Annotated in this window: 17 protein-coding genes; 15 read left to right on the forward strand and 2 right to left on the reverse strand. The window is 57.4% G+C overall.

What is annotated here, in order from left to right:
- Window positions 1-10: 10 nt before the first annotated feature.
- From nuoJ to nuoN, 5 genes are all read left to right on the forward strand, one after another.
- Window positions 11-565, forward strand: a complete 555-nt coding sequence (gene nuoJ / locus C3708_RS20495; protein ID WP_095282744.1) for an NADH-quinone oxidoreductase subunit J — start codon at window positions 11-13, stop codon at window positions 563-565.
- Window positions 562-864, forward strand: coding sequence for an NADH-quinone oxidoreductase subunit NuoK (gene nuoK / locus C3708_RS20500; RefSeq protein WP_003861496.1), 303 nt, complete (start codon window positions 562-564; stop codon window positions 862-864). The genes nuoJ and nuoK overlap by 4 nt, the downstream gene beginning before the upstream one ends.
- Window positions 861-2,702 (forward strand): NADH-quinone oxidoreductase subunit L, encoded by a 1,842-nt coding sequence (gene nuoL, locus C3708_RS20505; protein WP_095282743.1) that lies wholly within the window; start codon window positions 861-863, stop codon window positions 2,700-2,702. Before nuoK ends, nuoL begins: the two co-directional genes overlap by 4 nt.
- Window positions 2,703-2,873: 171 nt before the next feature.
- Entirely contained in the window at window positions 2,874-4,403 is a 1,530-nt protein-coding gene (gene nuoM / locus C3708_RS20510; protein WP_095282742.1) for an NADH-quinone oxidoreductase subunit M, read from the forward strand.
- A 6-nt stretch (window positions 4,404-4,409) separates the two neighbouring features.
- Window positions 4,410-5,867, forward strand: coding sequence for an NADH-quinone oxidoreductase subunit NuoN (gene nuoN / locus C3708_RS20515; protein ID WP_095282741.1), 1,458 nt, complete (start codon window positions 4,410-4,412; stop codon window positions 5,865-5,867).
- A gap of 133 nt (window positions 5,868-6,000) precedes the next feature.
- Here the strand turns inward: nuoN and C3708_RS20520 are convergent, their stop codons facing one another.
- Both C3708_RS20520 and rnz read right to left on the reverse strand, forming a co-directional pair.
- Window positions 6,001-7,005, reverse strand: coding sequence for a chemotaxis protein (locus C3708_RS20520; RefSeq protein WP_095282740.1), 1,005 nt, complete (start codon window positions 7,003-7,005; stop codon window positions 6,001-6,003).
- A 64-nt stretch (window positions 7,006-7,069) separates the two neighbouring features.
- Window positions 7,070-7,987 carry a ribonuclease Z gene (gene rnz, locus C3708_RS20525; protein ID WP_103950088.1) on the reverse strand — a complete coding sequence of 306 codons (918 nt, stop codon included), beginning with the start codon at window positions 7,985-7,987 and terminating at the stop codon, window positions 7,070-7,072.
- Window positions 7,988-8,058: 71 nt separating this feature from the next.
- Here rnz and C3708_RS20530 point away from each other — a divergent pair, with 71 nt between their 5' ends.
- The 10 genes from C3708_RS20530 to C3708_RS20575 all read left to right on the forward strand — a co-directional run bounded on the left by C3708_RS20530 (window position 8,059) and on the right by C3708_RS20575 (window position 17,975).
- A complete protein-coding gene (locus tag C3708_RS20530; RefSeq protein WP_103950089.1) occupies window positions 8,059-8,520 on the forward strand; it encodes a GNAT family N-acetyltransferase in 462 nt (153 codons plus the stop codon).
- A gap of 53 nt (window positions 8,521-8,573) precedes the next feature.
- Window positions 8,574-8,879 carry a stress response protein ElaB gene (elaB, locus tag C3708_RS20535; RefSeq protein ID WP_095284335.1) on the forward strand — a complete coding sequence of 102 codons (306 nt, stop codon included), beginning with the start codon at window positions 8,574-8,576 and terminating at the stop codon, window positions 8,877-8,879.
- 96 nt (window positions 8,880-8,975) lie between these two features.
- Window positions 8,976-10,271 carry an isochorismate synthase MenF gene (gene menF, locus C3708_RS20540; protein ID WP_103950090.1) on the forward strand — a complete coding sequence of 432 codons (1,296 nt, stop codon included), beginning with the start codon at window positions 8,976-8,978 and terminating at the stop codon, window positions 10,269-10,271.
- 88 nt (window positions 10,272-10,359) lie between these two features.
- Window positions 10,360-12,030 carry a 2-succinyl-5-enolpyruvyl-6-hydroxy-3-cyclohexene-1-carboxylic-acid synthase gene (gene menD / locus C3708_RS20545; RefSeq protein WP_103950091.1) on the forward strand — a complete coding sequence of 557 codons (1,671 nt, stop codon included), beginning with the start codon at window positions 10,360-10,362 and terminating at the stop codon, window positions 12,028-12,030.
- Window positions 12,027-12,803, forward strand: coding sequence for a 2-succinyl-6-hydroxy-2,4-cyclohexadiene-1-carboxylate synthase (menH, locus tag C3708_RS20550; protein WP_103950092.1), 777 nt, complete (start codon window positions 12,027-12,029; stop codon window positions 12,801-12,803). Before menD ends, menH begins: the two co-directional genes overlap by 4 nt.
- On the forward strand, window positions 12,800-13,657 hold the full coding sequence (gene menB / locus C3708_RS20555; RefSeq protein WP_095282734.1) for a 1,4-dihydroxy-2-naphthoyl-CoA synthase: 858 nt from the start codon (window positions 12,800-12,802) through the stop codon (window positions 13,655-13,657). The genes menH and menB overlap by 4 nt, the downstream gene beginning before the upstream one ends.
- Entirely contained in the window at window positions 13,657-14,622 is a 966-nt protein-coding gene (menC, locus tag C3708_RS20560) for an o-succinylbenzoate synthase (RefSeq protein WP_095282733.1), read from the forward strand. The genes menB and menC overlap by 1 nt, the downstream gene beginning before the upstream one ends.
- The gene (gene menE / locus C3708_RS20565; RefSeq protein WP_103950093.1) at window positions 14,619-15,980 is read left to right on the forward strand and encodes an o-succinylbenzoate--CoA ligase; all 1,362 of its coding nucleotides are present in this window, start codon (window positions 14,619-14,621) and stop codon (window positions 15,978-15,980) included. The genes menC and menE overlap by 4 nt, the downstream gene beginning before the upstream one ends.
- 162 nt (window positions 15,981-16,142) lie before the next feature.
- A complete protein-coding gene (locus C3708_RS20570; RefSeq protein ID WP_103950094.1) occupies window positions 16,143-16,682 on the forward strand; it encodes a YfaZ family outer membrane protein in 540 nt (179 codons plus the stop codon).
- 93 nt (window positions 16,683-16,775) lie between these two features.
- A complete protein-coding gene (locus C3708_RS20575) occupies window positions 16,776-17,975 on the forward strand; it encodes a nicotinamide mononucleotide deamidase-related protein YfaY (protein ID WP_103950095.1) in 1,200 nt (399 codons plus the stop codon).
- Window positions 17,976-18,257: the final 282 nt, after the last annotated feature.

Raw genomic sequence — 18,257 nt, forward strand, 5'->3', positions numbered from 1 at the left:
GAGAGGGGCAATGGAATTCGCTTTTTATATCTGTGGCCTTATCGCCATCCTGGCCACGCTGCGAGTGATTACGCACACCAATCCGGTGCATGCGCTGCTGTATTTAATCATTTCGCTGCTGGCCATTTCCGGCGTGTTCTTCTCGCTGGGCGCCCACTTTGCGGGCGCACTGGAAATCATCGTCTACGCCGGTGCCATTATGGTTCTGTTCGTCTTCGTGGTGATGATGCTGAACCTGGGCGGCTCTGAAATTGAACAAGAACGTCAGTGGTTAAAACCGCAGGTGTGGATTGGCCCGGCGATTCTGTCGGCCATCATGTTAGCGGTTATCGTTTACGCGATTCTCGGCGTTAACGATCAGGGCATCGACGGTACGCCGATTAGCGCGAAAGCGGTCGGTATCACGCTGTTTGGCCCGTACGTACTGGCCGTTGAACTGGCGTCGATGCTGCTGCTGGCGGGTCTGGTTGTGGCCTTCCACGTCGGTCGCGAAGAGCGTGCTGGCGAAGTGCTGAGCAACCGTGCGAATGACAGCGCGAAAAGAAAAACGGAGGAGCGCGCATGATCCCCTTAACACATGGACTGATCCTCGCCGCGATTTTGTTCGTTCTGGGCTTAACCGGTCTGGTTATCCGCCGCAATCTGCTGTTTATGCTGATCGGTCTGGAAATCATGATCAACGCTTCCGCGCTGGCCTTTGTGGTCGCCGGTAGCTACTGGGGCCAGACCGATGGTCAGGTAATGTACATTCTCGCCATCAGCCTTGCGGCTGCCGAAGCGAGTATTGGCCTGGCGCTGTTGCTGCAGCTCCATCGTCGCCGCCAGAACCTGAACATCGATTCAGTAAGTGAGTTGCGTGGATGAACATGCTCGCCTTTACCATTATTTTCCCGCTGATCGGCTTTATGCTGCTGGCGTTTTCTCGCGGTCGCTGGTCAGAAAATCTGTCCGCCACCGTGGGGATTGGCTCAATCGGCCTGGCTGCGTTGGTGACAGCGTATGCGGGTATCGACTTCTTTAACAACGGCAAGCAGGCATTTACCCTGCCGCTGTGGACCTGGATGTCGGTCGGTGATTTCAACATCGGTTTCAGTCTGGTGCTGGATGGTCTGTCTCTGACCATGCTCTCCGTGGTGACCGGTGTCGGCTTCCTGATCCACATGTTCGCCTCCTGGTATATGCGCGGTGAAGAGGGTTACTCCCGCTTCTTCGCCTACACCAACCTGTTTATCGCCAGCATGGTGGTTCTGGTGCTGGGTGATAACCTGCTGTTGATGTATCTCGGCTGGGAAGGCGTGGGTCTCTGTTCTTACCTGCTGATCGGTTTCTACTACACCGATCCGAAGAATGGCGCAGCGGCCATGAAAGCGTTCATCGTGACCCGTGTGGGTGACGTGTTCCTCGCTTTCGCGCTGTTCATTCTTTACAACGAACTGGGCACGCTGAACTTCCGCGAAATGGTGGAACTGGCACCGGCTCACTTCGAAGCAGGCAACAACATGCTGACGTGGGCAACGCTGATGCTCCTCGGTGGTGCTGTGGGTAAATCCGCACAGCTGCCGTTGCAGACCTGGCTTGCGGACGCGATGGCAGGCCCAACGCCTGTCTCCGCGCTGATCCACGCGGCAACCATGGTGACCGCCGGTGTTTATCTGATTGCGCGTACTCATGGCCTGTTCCTGATGACCCCGGAAATCCTGCACCTGGTCGGTATCGTGGGTGCGGTAACGCTGGTGCTGGCGGGCTTTGCCGCGCTGGTTCAGACCGACATCAAACGCGTTCTCGCTTACTCCACCATGAGCCAGATTGGCTACATGTTCCTGGCGCTCGGCGTACAGGCATGGGACGCGGCGATTTTCCACCTGATGACGCACGCGTTCTTCAAAGCGCTGCTGTTCCTCTCGTCCGGCTCCGTCATTCTGGCGTGCCACCACGAGCAGAACATCTTCAAGATGGGCGGTCTGCGCAAATCTATTCCGCTGGTTTATGTCTGCTTCCTGGTGGGTGGCGCGGCGCTGTCGGCTCTGCCGATCATCACCGCGGGCTTCTTCAGTAAGGACGAAATCCTTGCGGGTGCGATGGCAAATGGTCATATCAATCTGATGGTGGCAGGTCTGGTCGGTGCATTCATGACCTCCCTGTATACCTTCCGAATGATTTTCATCGTGTTCCACGGTAAAGAACAAATTCACGCTCACGCAGGGAAGGGGATTACCCACCACCTGCCGCTGCTGGTGCTACTGGTGCTGTCTACCTTCGTTGGCGCGATGATTGTGCCACCGCTGCAGGGCGTACTGCCAGACACCACCGAGCTTGAGCACGGTCGCGTTCTGACGCTTGAAATCACCTCGGGTGTGGTCGCTATCGCGGGCATCCTGATCGCTGCATGGCTGTGGCTGGGCAAACGTACTCTGGTCACTGCGGTGGCTAACAGTGCGCCGGGCCGTCTGCTGGGCACCTGGTGGTACAACGCGTGGGGCTTCGACTGGCTGTACGACATGATCTTCGTTAAGCCGTTCCTCGGCATTGCGTGGCTGCTGAAACGCGATCCAATGAACTCCATGATGAACATCCCGGCGGTGCTGTCCCGCTTCGCAGGTAAAGGCCTGCTGTTGAGCGAGAACGGTTATCTGCGCTGGTATGTGGCTTCGATGAGCATTGGTGCGGTTGTCGTGCTGGCGCTGCTGATGGTGTTGCGTTGATTTGAGATGGGGTTTCGCCCGGTGGCACTGCGCTTACCGGGCCTACAAGACCGTAGGTCGGGTAAGCGTAAGCGCCACCCGACACAACAAACCCCATCCGAACTGAATTTTCCGTGAGAATTCGTTGAACATCGGCCTCTGCTGAGGCCTTAAAAAGGAATAAAAATCGCCATGTTACTACCCTGGCTAATATTAATTCCCTTCATTGGTGGGTTCCTGTGCTGGCAGACCGAACGCTTTGGCGTGAAGATGCCGCGCTGGATTGCGCTGATCACCATGGGATTGACGCTTGCACTTGGTCTGCAACTCTGGTTGCAGGGCGGCTATTCACTGACCCAGTCTGCGGGCATTCCGCAGTGGCAGTCTGAATTTATCCTGCCGTGGATACCGCGCTTTGGTATTACGATCCACCTCGCCATCGACGGACTGTCGCTGCTGATGGTGGTGCTGACCGGCCTGCTCGGCGTTCTGGCGGTACTGTGTTCCTGGAATGAGATTCAAAAATACCAGGGATTCTTCCACCTGAACCTGATGTGGATCCTGGGCGGCGTGATCGGCGTGTTCCTTGCCATCGACATGTTCCTGTTCTTCTTCTTCTGGGAAATGATGCTGGTGCCGATGTACTTCCTGATCGCGCTGTGGGGCCACAAGGCATCCGACGGTAAAACGCGTATCACGGCGGCGACCAAGTTCTTCATCTACACCCAGGCGAGTGGTCTGGTGATGTTGATTGCGATCCTGGGGCTGGTATTTGTTCACCACAACGCGACCGGTATCTGGACCTTCAACTACGAAGACCTGCTGAAAACGCCAATGTCTCACGGCGTGGAATACCTGTTGATGCTGGGCTTCTTCATCGCGTTTGCGGTGAAAATGCCGGTGGTTCCGCTGCACGGCTGGCTGCCAGACGCGCACTCCCAGGCACCAACGGCGGGTTCTGTCGACCTGGCGGGGATCTTGCTGAAAACCGCGGCTTACGGTCTGCTGCGCTTTGCGCTGCCGCTGTTCCCGAATGCTTCCGCTGAGTTCGCGCCGATTGCGATGTGGCTCGGTGTTATTGGCATCTTCTACGGCGCATGGATGGCATTCACGCAGTACGACATCAAACGTCTTATCGCGTATACCTCCGTTTCCCACATGGGCTTCGTGCTGATTGCTATCTACACCGGCAGCCAGCTGGCGTACCAGGGCGCGGTGATTCAGATGATTGCGCACGGTCTCTCTGCGGCAGGTCTCTTCATCCTCTGCGGTCAGTTGTACGAACGTCTGCATACCCGTGACATGCGCATGATGGGCGGTCTGTGGAGCAAAATTAAGTGGCTGCCAGCCCTGTCGATGTTCTTCGCAGTGGCGACGCTGGGGATGCCGGGCACCGGTAACTTTGTCGGCGAATTTATGATTCTGTTCGGCAGCTTCAAAGTGGTTCCGGTGATTACGGTGGTCTCCACCTTCGGCCTGGTCTTCGCGTCCGTTTACTCGCTGGCGATGCTGCATCGCGCTTACTTCGGTAAAGCGAAGAGCCAAATCGCGGCGCAGGAACTGCCGGGGATGTCACCGCGCGAACTGTCCATCGTTCTGCTGATTGTTGTACTGCTGGTGCTGCTGGGCTTCTATCCGCAGCCGATTCTGGATACGTCGCATTCCGCGATGGGTAACATCCAGCAGTGGTTTGTTAATTCTGCTTCTACTACAAGGCCGTAAATCGCCATGACAATAACTCCACAACAACTGATTGCGCTGCTACCGCTGCTGATCGTCGGATTGACGGTGGTGGTTGTGATGCTCTCCATTGCGTGGCGACGCAATCATTTCCTGAATGCGACGCTGTCGGTTCTGGGACTGAACGCTGCGTTAGTTTCCCTCTGGTTTGTTGGCCAGGCGGGCGCAATGGATGTCACCCCGCTGATGCGCGTTGACGGCTTTGCGATGCTTTATACCGGGCTGGTTCTGCTGGCGAGTCTGGCGACTTGTACCTTTGCGTACCCGTGGCTCGAAGGCTACAACGACAACAAAGAAGAGTTTTACCTGCTGGTTCTGATTGCCGCTCTCGGCGGGATCCTGCTGGCGAATGCCAACCATCTGGCGGCCCTGTTCCTCGGTATTGAGCTGATCTCTCTCCCGCTGTTCGGCCTGATTGGTTATGCATTCCGCCAGAAGCGTTCTCTGGAAGCCGCTATCAAGTACATGATTCTGTCTGCTGCGGCATCGTCCTTCCTGCTGTTTGGTATGGCGCTGCTGTATGCACAGTCCGGTAACCTCTCTTTCGTGGCGCTTGGTAAGAGCCTCGGCGACACCATGCTGCATGAACCGCTGCTGCTGGCGGGTCTGGGCCTGATGATTGTTGGCCTCGGCTTTAAACTTTCTCTGGTTCCGTTCCACCTGTGGACGCCAGACGTGTATCAGGGCGCTCCGGCTCCTGTTTCCACTTTCCTGGCGACGGCGAGCAAAATCGCTATCTTCGGCGTGGTGATGCGTCTGTTCCTGTACGCGCCAGTCGGCGACAGCGAAGCGGTACGCGTAGTGCTGGGCATTATTGCCTTCGCCTCGATCATCTTCGGTAACCTGATGGCGCTGAGCCAGACCAATATCAAGCGTCTGCTGGGTTACTCGTCTATCTCTCACCTGGGCTATCTGCTGGTGGCACTGATTGCGCTGCAGAGCGGCTCAATGTCGATGGAAGCCGTCGGCGTTTACCTGGCAGGTTATCTGTTCAGCAGTCTCGGCGCGTTCGGCGTGGTGAGTCTGATGTCCAGCCCGTACCGTGGTCCGGATGCAGATTCACTGTACTCTTACCGTGGTCTGTTCTGGCACCGTCCGATTCTGTCTGCGGTGATGACCGTGATGATGCTCTCTCTGGCGGGTATCCCGATGACGCTAGGCTTTATCGGTAAGTTCTACGTGCTGGCTGTCGGTGTGCAGGCTGGCCTGTGGTGGCTGACCGCTGCGGTGGTTATCGGTTCCGCAATCGGTCTGTACTACTATCTGCGTGTTGCTGTGAGCCTGTATCTGAACGCGCCGCAGCAGTTGAACCGCGATGCGCCAACCAACTGGCAGTACAGCGCTGGCGGTATTGTGGTGCTGATCTCCGCGCTGCTGGTGCTGATCTTCGGTATCTATCCGCAGCCGCTGATTACCCTGGTACAGCACGCGATGCCGCTGATGTAAGAGTGACAGACGTAAAAAAACCCGCTTCGGCGGGTTTTTTATTGCCGGGTGTCGCTTCGCTTACCCGGCCTACGTTCCTATCGCTTTTGTAGGCCGGGTAAGGCGAAGCCGCCACCCGGCAATCAGGCACAAATCACGCCAGCTGTTTACGGCTGATCAACGGCCCATCAATCTTCTTCATCGAACGATCCAGCACTTCCTCAATCACCGATGACAGCTCGTTAAGCTCAAACTTCGCCACATATCCGTCGGCCTTCACCTTGCGGATATGATCTTCGTTGGCGTTCCCGGAAAGGGAGGAGTGAATGACAACCGGAATGTGCTTGAGGATTTCGTCTGATTTGATTTTGCGCGTCAGCGTAAATCCGTCCATCTCCGGCATTTCAAGGTCGGTCAATACCAGTGCGATTTTATCGGTAATCGGCACGCCTTCAGCCTGTGCCTGTGCAGCCAGAACGCCGATTTTTTCCCACGCTTCTTTGCCGGTGATATGCAGCTGGGCCGGAATATTCATCGCCTCCAGCCCTTTTTCCAGCATTGAACGGGCGACTTTTGAATCTTCAGCCACAATCGCCACCGCGCCAGGCTTGATGTTGAATTTGTTGGTTTTCAGATTGGTGGCGTGCAAATCGTGGTTGGCCGGGGTGATGTCATACAAAATCTGCTCGACGTCGAGGACCATCGCCAGATTGTTAGAATCGGCGCCTTCATCCAGGCTGGCGATGCTGGTGATATACCGCCCGCTGACGGCGGTTTCGGCTGCATGCACCTGCTTCCAGTCCAGTCGCATGATATTGTCCACCGACTCCACGGCAAACGCCTGCACGCTGCGGGCATATTCGGTAATCAGCAAAATATTCAGACCCGTTTTGGGTGTACAGCCCGCGACTGCTGACAGATCGATAACCGGAATCACCTGATCGCGGATATTAACCATCCCCATGAGTGGCGATTTCATGCCTGCGGGTTTGGTGAATTCCGGCATCGGAACAATTTCGCGCAGCTTAAAGACGTTAATGCCAAACAGCTCAGACTTGTTCTCATTCATCGAGGTGCCGAGACGGAACAACAACAGCTCAAACCGGTTCGACAGGGTCAGATTCGCCCTGTCATCAATATCTTTCTGGAAATTATCCATTTTACCCTCAAGTGAGATGCTTGCCTTTTAATCGTTATCGGCACGCCGAGGGAAAAGTGAAGGGCTAAACGCAAACCTGCAAGAAATCGTGGGCCAACTCGCACTCTGCGAACACATCCCGGCATTCAGTCAGTAGCGCGGCACAGCCCTGCGCGTCGTAGCGTGAGCTTAAGTGGGTGACGATCAGTTTCTTCACACCCGCATCCCGCGCCAGGGCCGCCGCCTGACGGGTAGAGCTATGTCCCCGGCTGTTGGCTTTCTCTTCCATTGCCGCCTCAAGCGTCGCCTCGTGGACCAGAACATCGACGCCGTGAGCCAGAATCAGCGCCTGCGGACAAGGGGCCGTATCGCCAAAAATTGCCACTTTTTTGCCAGCAACAGGGGCCGCAAGATAGTCCTGTCCGTTGACGACACGCCCGTCATCCAGCGTCACGGTTTCACCGTTTTTCAACTGCTGGAACAGCGGACCCGGCTTGATGCCGTCCCTGATAAGCGCTGCGGCATCGAGTGCGCCAGGTTTATCGTGCTCATCAACGCGATAGCCGTAACACTCCACCGGATGATTCAGCGATTGTGCAGTGACCGTATAACGCGGGTCTGCAAAAACCACGCCTTCGGTGATTTCAATGACTTCCAGCGGATAATCGGTCCACGACCCGCTGAGGCGCAGGGTGGTTTCAACAAACTCTTTAATTCCTGCCGGGCCGTAAATCGTCAAAGGATTTGCATTTCCGGCCATCGAACGGCTGCACAGCAGCCCCGGCAAACCAAACAGATGGTCGCCGTGCAGGTGGGTAATAAAAATCTTATCCAGTTTGCCAGGGTGATAGGTGGTGCGTAACAGCTGATGCTGCGTCCCTTCACCACAGTCGAAAAGCCATAAACCGGCGTGCGTGGGGTGCTGCAAATCGAGCAGAATCGCCGTCACATTTCGTGATCGGGTTGGCACGCCCGCGGACGTACCGAGAAAAATCAGTTCCATAACATCATCAAACTCTATGACTCCCGAGAAGTGTTTAGTATAACGGGATGAAACCCAAGAAGGAGACTGACATGATCCAGTGGCAAGATTTACATCATAGTGAACTGACCGTTTCTGCCCTGTACGCATTACTCAAATTACGCTGCGAAGTATTCGTCGTGGAACAAACCTGCCCGTATCAGGACATCGACGGTGATGACCTGGTGGGTGAGAACCGCCATATCCTCGGCTGGAAAGATGACGAGCTGGTAGCGTATGCGAGGATTCTGAAAAGCGAAGACGATTATGACCCTGTCGTCATTGGCCGGGTGATTATCAGCGGCAAAGCGCGCGGCGAAAAACTCGGCTATGCATTGATGGAGCACACGCTAGCTTCTTGTGAAAATCAGTGGCCAGACAAGGCGTTATATCTGGGCGCACAGGCACATCTGCAACCGTTCTACGCTCACTTTGGCTTCGCTCCCGTCACGGAAGTGTATGACGAAGATGGCATTCCGCACATCGGGATGGCGCGGGAAGCGAAACAGGCGTAATGCGCGGTCGTTGTCTATAGTTAGCGGACTGAAGCACTCACATGGAGAAAAATATGTCATTTCAATCCTGGGATTCCCGTATCGACGACGACCTGGCGCTGCTTAGCGAAACGCTGGAAGAAGTGCTGCGTTCTTCAGGCGATCCGGCTGACCAAAAGTACATTGAGTTAAAAGCACGTGCGGAGCAGGCGCTGGAAGAGGTGAAAAACCGCGTCAGCAATGCGTCCGATAATTACTATTACCGGGCTAAAAAAGCAGTCTATCGCGCCGATGATTATGTACACGAAAAACCGTGGCAGGGTATTGGTGTTGGGGCTGCGGCAGGCTTGGTGTTAGGGCTTCTGCTCGCTCGCCGCTGATTCTGCGCACAAACGGTGACCCCTCCCTAAACGTGGGTACTGCTTTTTAGGCTAAGTACCCCGTATAATGTGAGGTTTTAACAGGGAGAGGTCAGCGTGCATTCGATTTCAGTCGCGATGGAACGTCTTTGCAGCTTTCTGGCGCAAGACTTTCCGGCAACCCCCGGCGTAAGCCATATCGACATTGCTTTCCCGTTAAACGATGCCTTCGACCCGCTGGCCTGGCTGGGCGCTCAGGCGTGTTATCCCCAATTTTACTGGCAGCAGCGTAACGGTGAAGAAGAACTTGCCGCCCTCGGCGCGGTGCAGCACTTCTCCTCACTTTCTCTCGCTCGCCAGTTCTTGCAGAACCCTTCGCTTCCCGATGATACCCGTATTTGCGGGTTGAACGCGTTTACTCCGGAAAAAAGCCATCTGTTTCTGCCGCGCCTGCTATGGCTGCGCCTCGGTGGGGTGGCGACGTTGCGCCTGAACCTGGCGAGCGACCATTCGCTACAGGATGATGCGCAACAGGCCCGTGATTTCGTGCAGCAGCTCTGCAATCTCAAACCTATTGCATCTCTTTCGCTGAATAAGGTGCGCGAAACCCACCAGCCAGCGAAGACGGAATGGCTACGTCTGGTTTCACAGGCCACCGATACCATCGAGCGTGGCGCATTCGATAAAGTGGTGCTGGCCCGCGCGACCGATCTGCACTTCGACCGTGGCGTGAACGCCATCGCGCTGATGGCCGCCAGCCGCCGTTTGAATCTCAACTGCTACCATTTCTGCATGGTATTCGATGCCCACAGCGCGTTTATGGGCTCCTCGCCGGAGCGCTTATGGCGCAGGCGTGGCAAGCATTTGCGCACTGAAGCGCTGGCCGGTACCGTGGCCAGCCATCCTGATGACGGTCAGGCTCAGCGTCTTGGCGACTGGCTGCTGGCGGACGACAAAAACCAGCGTGAAAACATGCTGGTGGTGGAAGATATCTGCCAGCGGTTACAACACCACACGCAGGCGCTGGAAGTGCTTCCGGCGCAAATTGTTCGCCTGAGAAAGGTACAACACCTGCGTCGCTGTATCTGGACTGAATTACACGACGCCAACGACGAACAGTGTTTGCAGTTGTTACAGCCGACGGCCGCCGTCGCAGGTTTGCCGCGTCTGCCTGCGCGCGATTTTATTCAGGCGTTTGAACCCTTCGACCGGGAATGGTACGCCGGTTCTGCCGGATATCTTTCCCCCGCACAAAGCGAGTTTTGCGTTGCGCTTCGCAGCGCGCGCATCACTGATTGTGCAGTGAGACTCTACGCCGGTGCGGGGATCGTCAGTGGTTCCGTCCCCGAGGAGGAGTGGCAGGAGATAGAGAACAAAGCCGCAGGGCTGAGGACACTGCTCCTTAATGATTAAGACTGAGTCGCGCATTCCCGATTCATATCAAAATTCAATCACTCTCTATTATTTATACTGTGTCTCAATATTGATACCGGACAATTTCATGTCAGTAAGTTCTTTTAACCGACGCTGGGCGACGGTGATCCTTGAAGCCCTGACTCGCCATGGCGTCAGGCATGTGTGTATTGCGCCGGGCTCACGTTCTACGCCGCTGACGCTGGCAGCGGCAGAAAACCGTGCGTTTATTCATCACACCCATTTTGATGAGCGCGGTCTTGGCCATCTGGCGCTGGGGCTGGCAAAAGTCAGCCAGGCGCCCGTGGCAGTCATTGTGACGTCCGGTACGGCGGTCGCGAATCTCTATCCGGCGCTGATTGAAGCCGGGTTGACGGGCGAAAAGCTTATTCTGCTTACCGCCGACCGTCCGCCTGAGCTGATCGACTGCGGTGCCAACCAGGCGATTCGTCAGCCGGGCATTTTTGCCTCTCATCCGTCTCAGTCCATCGCGTTACCGCGCCCGACCCAGGACATCCCCGCCAGCTGGCTGGTCTCAACGATTGATAACGCGCTGGGATCGCTGCACAGCGGGGCGCTGCACATCAACTGCCCGTTCGCTGAACCGTTGTATGGCGAAATGGATAACACCGGCGTGGAGTGGCAGCAAACCCTCGGCAACTGGTGGCGCAGCGACAAACCCTGGCTGCGCGCACAAACCCATCTCGAAAGCGCAAAACAGCGTGACTGGTTCTTCTGGCGGCAAAAGCGCGGCGTGGTACTCGCCGGGCGGATGACTGCCGCTGAAGGTAAACAGGTGGCGGAGTGGGCGCAAACCCTGGGCTGGCCGCTGATTGGCGACGCGCTCTCGCAAACCGGGCAGCCGCTGCCGTGCGCCGACCTTTGGCTGAGTAACGCCAAAGCAGTGACAGAACTGGCGCAGGCGCAGATTGTTGTTCAACTGGGATCGAGCCTCACCGGTAAGCGCGTGCTGCAATGGCAAACCTCCTGCGAGCCGGAAGAATACTGGCTGGTCGATCCGCTGGAAGGTCGGCTCGATCCGGCGCACCATCGCGGGCGTCGTCTGGTCAGCAATATCGACGACTGGCTGGATGCTCATCCGGCGGAAAAACGCCAGCCGTGGGCGACAGATATCCCGATGCTGTCGCGCCAGGCCTGGGAGTTAACCGCTCAGCAGTGCGAAGGGTTTGGCGAGGCCGAACTGGCGCACCGTATCCGCCAGTATCTGCCTGAGCAGGGCCAACTGTTTGTCGGTAATAGCCTGGTGGTGCGTCTGATTGATGCCCTGTCTAAGTTACCTGCCGGATATCCGGTCTACAGTAACCGGGGCGCCAGCGGTATCGACGGATTGATCTCTACGGCGGCAGGCGTACAGCGCGCGAGCGCGAAATCGACACTGGCGATTGTCGGAGATTTATCGGCCCTGTATGACCTTAACGCGCTGGCGCTGCTGCGCCAGGTCTCCGCGCCGTTCGTGCTGATTGTGGTCAACAATAACGGCGGGCAGATTTTCTCCCTGCTGCCGACGCCGCAAAGCGAGCGCGAGCGTTTCTACCTCATGCCGCAAAACGTGAATTTTGAGCACGCCGCCGCAATGTTTAGCCTCAAATACCGCCGCCCGGAAAGTTGGGCCGATCTGGATGAAGCCATGAACCGCGCCTGGAAACAGCCTGGTGCCACGCTGATTGAGCTGGTGGTGAACGATTCTGACGGCGCGCAGAAGCTGCAAAATCTTCTCGCCCAGGTGAGCCACCTATGATCCTCGCCGGTGAAACACGCGCTGGAAAGCCAGGTTTCCCCTGGCTGGTTTTCCTGCACGGTTTTTCCGGCGATAACCGTGAATGGCAAAATATAGGCAAGAAACTGCCGGACTATCCGCAGCTGTATCTCGATCTCCCTGGCCACGGCGGTTCACAGGATATCGCGGTGACAGGATTCAACGACCTAAGTCAGCTGCTGACCAAAACTCTGCTTAGTTACAACATACTTAAATACTGGCTGGTGGGGTACTCCCTCGGCGGCCGCGTGGCCATGTTTCATGCCTGCCAGCAGCCGGAAGGATCGGCGGGGCTGATCGTCGAGGGCGGACATCCTGGCCTGCGCGACGCCACAGAGCGAGAGGCGCGAGCCGATTCCGACACCCGCTGGGCGATGCGTTTTCGCGATGAACCCCTGGCGTCAGTCTTCCAGGACTGGTATCAGCAGCCGGTCTTTGCCTCTCTGACCGACGCGCAGTGCGACGAACTGGTTGCCCTGCGTAGCCAAAACAACGGCGCGACCCTGGCGGCCATGCTGGAAGCCACCTCTCTGGCGGCACAACCCGATTTACGCGCGGCGCTCAGTGCGTGCGCGGCACCTTTTCACTACCTGTATGGCGAACGTGACCACAAGTTTGCAGGCCTCACGGCTGAACTTCACGCCGAACGCCACGTGATTCCCAATGCCGGACACAACGCCCACCGGGACAATCCCGCTGCGGTCGCCGCGTGTCTGGCGCAGATACTGCGTCTTCGAATAAAGGACATCCCATGATCTACCCTGATGAACAAATGCTGTATGCACCCGTTGAATGGCAAGACTGCTCCGAAGGCTACACGGATATTCGTTATCACAAATCTGCCGACGGCATTGCCAAAATCACCATTAACCGTCCGCAGGTGCGTAACGCGTTTCGTCCTCTGACCGTCAAAGAGATGATGCAGGCAATGGCCGACGCGCGCTACGACGATAACATCGGCGCGATCGTTCTGACCGGCGAAGGCGATAAAGCCTTCTGCGCGGGCGGCGATCAGAAAGTGCGCGGCGACTACGGCGGATACCAGGACGACTCCGGCGTGCATCACCTGAACGTGCTCGATTTCCAGCGCCAGATCCGCACCTGTCCAAAACCTGTTGTCGCAATGGTCGCGGGTTACTCCATCGGTGGCGGCCACGTGCTGCACATGATGTGTGACCTGACGATTGCCGCTGAAAACGCTATTTTCGGCCAGACCGGCCCGAAAGTCGGCTCCTTCGACGGCGGCTGGGGCGCCTCCTATATGGCGCGTATTGTTGGCCAGAAAAAAGCGCGTGAAATCTGGTTCCTGTGCCGTCAGTACGACGCCAAAGAGGCGCTGGATATGGGCCTTGTTAACACCGTGGTGCCCATTGCCGATCTGGAAAAAGAGACCGTCCGCTGGTGTCGCGAAATGCTGCAAAACAGCCCGATGGCGCTGCGCTGCCTGAAAGCCGCACTGAACGCAGACTGCGACGGTCAGGCCGGCCTGCAGGAGCTGGCGGGTAACGCCACCATGCTGTTCTACATGACCGAAGAAGGGCAGGAAGGTCGCAACGCGTTTAACGAAAAACGCCAGCCAGACTTCAGCAAATACAAACGGAACCCGTAATGCGTCGCGCGCAGGTTTACCGCTGGCAGATACCGATGGACGCGGGCGTGGTGCTGCGTGAACGGCGGTTAAAAACCCGTGACGGTCTGTTCGTCCATTTGCAGCAGGGCGAAAAGCAGGGCTGGGGCGAAGTCTCGCCGCTGCCGGGCTTTAGCCTGGAAACGCTGGACGATGCCCAGGCGGCGCTGCTGACCTGGGTTAACGCCTGGCGCGACGGCGCTTCTCCGGCGCTGCCGGATGTGCCGTCTGCCGCGTTCGGCATCAGTTGTGCGCTGGCGGAGCTTAACGGCACGCTGCCGGAGGCGGCAGATTATCGCGCCGCGCCGCTCTGTTCCGGCGATCCGGACGAGCTGTTTGCCGCACTTGCCGCCATGCCTGGCGAGAAAGTCGCTAAGGTCAAAGTGGGTCTGTACGAAGCGGTGCGCGACGGCATGGTCGTCAACCTGCTGCTCGAAGCGATTCCCGATTTGCGTCTGCGACTGGACGCCAACCGCGCCTGGACGCCGCTCAAAGCGCAGCAGTTCGCGAAATACGTCAATCCGGATTACCGCGACCGCATCGCCTTTATGGAAGAACCGTGCAAAACCCGTGACGACTCACGGGCGTTCGCTCGCGAAACCGGGATTGCGATTGCCTGGGACGAAAGCCTGCGCGAGGCGGATTTCGAATTTATCGCCGAGCCTGGCGTGAGTGCAGTGGTGATCAAACCAACGCTCACGGGCAGTCTGGACAAGGTGCGCGAGCAGGTCACGGCGGCCCACGCGCTGGGCTTGACTGCAGTGATCAGTTCGTCCATCGAATCGAGCCTCGGCCTGACGCAACTGGCGCGGATTGCCGCGTGGCTGACCCCAGACACCATTCCGGGGCTGGACACACTCAACCTGATGCAGGCTCAACTGGTGCGTCGCTGGCCGGACAACTCGCTGCCCCTGGTGGACGTTGAGGTGCTGGAGCCGCTGCTATGAGTTTTACCGACTGGCCGTGGCGACACTGGCGCGGGCAAAACGCCGACAAACCGGCGTTGCGCCTGAACAGTGAAGTCCTGACCTGGCATCAGCTGTGTCAGCGCGTCGATGCGCTGGCCAGCGGCTTCCACCAGCAGGGTGTGCAGGCCGGTGACGGCGTAATGCTGATGGCGCAAAACCATCCCGGCACGCTGCTCGCCTGGCTGGCGCTGCTGCAATGCGGCGCGCGGATTCTACCCGTCAACCCGCAGCTTCCGCGTCCGCTGCTGGATGTGTTACTTCCGCAGATGACTCTGCGCTTTGCGCTGGCGCTGGACGGCGGGTTCGACGGATTATCGTCACTCTCAATGCAAGAATCCGCAGGCCAATACGCAGCCCAATGGCAGCCTGAGCGGCTGGCGTCCATGACGTTAACCTCTGGCTCCACTGGCCTGCCAAAAGCGGCGGTACACACCTGTGAAGCGCATCTTGCCAGCGCACAGGGCGTGCTTTCCCTGATGCCGTACGCCGAAGAAGACGACTGGCTGCTCTCGCTCCCGCTATTTCACGTCTCCGGTCAGGGGATTTTGTGGCGCTGGCTGCGGGCCGGTGCCCGTTTAACCGTATGTGAAAAACAGCCGCTGGAGCAGATGCTACAGGGCTGCACGCATGCGTCTCTGGTGCCGACGCAGCTCTGGCGCTTACTGAATAATCACGAGCCTGTCGCCCTCAAAGCCGTACTGCTGGGCGGTGCCGCCATTCCGGTGGAGTTAACGCTCAACGCGCAACAGCAAGGCATCAGAACCTGGTGCGGCTACGGGCTGACGGAATTTGCGTCGACTGTCTGTGCGAAAGAAGCCGACGGCCAACCTGATGTCGGGTATGCGCTACCAGGACGCGAAGTCAGGATTGTTGATGGGGAAGTCTGGCTGAAAGCGAAAAGCATGGCCAGTGGTTACTGGCGCAACGGGGGATTAGCGCCGCTTGCCAACGAGCAGGGCTGGTTCGCTACCCGCGATCGTGGGGAATTGCACGATGGCCGTCTGACAATTGTTGGACGGATGGATAATCTGTTTTTCAGCGGGGGCGAGGGCATCCAACCGGAAGAGCTGGAGCGCGTAATCGTCGCACATCCTTTGATTCATCAGGTGTTTGTTGTTCCGCTGGATGACATTGAATTCGGTCAGCGCCCGGTGGCGGTGATCGAGTGTGCCGAAAATGCAGACATCTCGACGTTCCCCGAGTGGGTGAGCGACAAACTGGCGCGATTTCAGCAGCCGCGACACTGGCTGGTGTTACCCGCCGAGCTGAAAAGCGGTGGGATCAAAATCTCCCGTCGGGCGTTGCAGCAGTGGGTTAACGCTTTTCTGAAAGGGTAGTCCGTTAACTGACCTTAACACTGCTTGCAAAAAAGCCAGAAAGTTTCAAATCGTTACAATCTAAACGTCATACGCACTGATAGCGCATTGATCCCACGCACGCTCGGGTTAAAATCGCGCGGTTTTGGGACATCTATATTTAATAAGTGCGGGATCACGACAATGAAAAAAGTGGCATTACTGGGCTTAGGCCTGATGGTTGTATCTGCGGCGGCAAACGCGATTTCAGTGAGCGGCCAGGCGGGTCAGGATTACACCCACCTCGGTTTTGGCATGGGCACGGAAACCTCCGGCCTGGCGATGACCGGCGGCTGGACGCACAACGATGACGACGGCGATGCGGCAAGCCTCGGCCTCGGCCTGAATGTTCCGCTGGGACCCTTCCTGGCGACCGTTGGCGGGAAAGGTATTTATACCAATCCGAACGATGGCGACGAAGGCTACGCGGCGGCAGTGGGCGGCGGTTTACAGTGGAAAATCGGCGACAGCTTCGGTCTGTTTGGTGAGTACTACTACTCTCCGGATTCACTCTCCAGCGGTATCGACAGCTACGAAGAAGCCAACGCCGGTGCGCGCTGGACCATCATGCGTCCAATCACCATCGAAGCAGGTTATCGTTACCTGAACCTCGCCGGTAAAGACGGCAACCGCGACAACGCGCTGGCCGATGGCCCGTACGTTGGCGTGAGCGCAGGTTTCTGATTTTAGGGCGCGGCGTTCTGCTGCGCCTGTTTCTCTCTTCCCCCCACATCCGTTTGCGCTATAGTGTTTCCACTAAATAAGTGGGAGAACACGATGATAAGCGTGGAAATGTTGTCCACTGGCGACGAAGTGCTGCATGGACAAATTACTGATACCAATGCGGCCTGGCTGGCCAATTTTTTCTTTGAGCAGGGATTACCGTTAACGCGCCGCAATACCGTTGGCGACAGTCTTGAATCGCTGGTTAACGTTCTGCGCGAGCGCAGCGAACATGCGGATGTGCTGATCGTCAACGGTGGGCTTGGGCCGACCAGCGACGATCTCAGCGCACTGGCTGCCGCGACGGCAAAAGGTGAGGGGCTGGTGCTGCATGAGCCGTGGCTGGCAGAAATGGAGCGTTTCTTCAACGATCGTGGTCGGGTGATGGCTCCCAGCAACCGCAAACAGGCGGAAATCCCCGCCAGCGCCGAATTTATCAATAACCCGGTCGGCACGGCCTGCGGGTTTGCCGTTAAGCTGAACCGCTGCCTGATGTTCTTCACGCCTGGCGTTCCCTCTGAATTTAAAGTGATGGTCGAGCAAGAAATCATGCCGCGCCTGCGCGAGCGTTTCACGCTGCCTGAGCCGCCGATCTGCCTGCGTCTGACCACTTTTGGCCGCTCGGAAAGCGATCTGGCGCAAAGCCTCGACCATCTTGCGCTGCCGGAAAGCGTGTCTATGGGTTATCGCTCTTCGATGCCAATCATTGAGTTAAAACTCACCGGCCCGGCCAGCGAAAAGGCAGCCATGCTGGCGGCATGGCCTGAAGTGCAGCGCGTGGCAGGTGAAAACCTGATCTTCGAAGGCACCGAAGGATTACCGGCGCAAATTGCCCGTCATTTGCAGGAGCGTCAGCTAAGCCTGACCTTAAGCGAGCAATTCACTGGCGGTTTACTGGCGCTGCAACTCTCGCGAGAAAACGCGTCGCTGCTGGCGAGCGAAGTGGTGCCCTCTCAGGAAGAGACGTTGGCACAAACCGCTCACTGGGCAGCCGATCGTCGGGTGAATCATTTCGCCGGGCTGGCGCTGTCGGTCAGTGGGCTTGAAGACGAGCATCTCAACTTTGCCCTCGCCACGCCGCAGGGAACTCATGCCCTGCGGGTGAAAATGAGCGCGACGCGCTACAGCCTGCCGGTGCGTCAGGAAGTGTGCGCGATGATGGCGTTGAATATGCTGCGCCGCTGGTTGAATGGCAAAGATGTTGCGAGCGATCACGGCTGGATTGATGTGGTGGATACTCTGTTTATTGAGTAGAACTATGTGGGGCCGTGCTGTTTGATGCGCTTTGGGAAATGAGTGGAATCGTTCCGTTCACTCTTAGTTCGCTGCTTTTTGTCTGTTTCTCTGCGGTGAACGTGTTAAGGGGGCTATCGCCGCCCCCTTAACAATCCCGGCTCCCGGCAATGAAAATCGCCGCTTCGCGGTGCCCTCAGCTTATTCCTTCAGACTTTCGGGTCGGGCGCGATCCTGCATCCATGCAGGTCGCACCCTCTCCGCGCATCCCTGCGCGTCGCCCCGGCCTTACGGAAACGCTTC

The organism is Lelliottia sp. 7254-16 (assembly GCF_002922995.1).
Lineage (GTDB): Bacteria > Pseudomonadota > Gammaproteobacteria > Enterobacterales > Enterobacteriaceae > Enterobacter > Enterobacter jeotgali.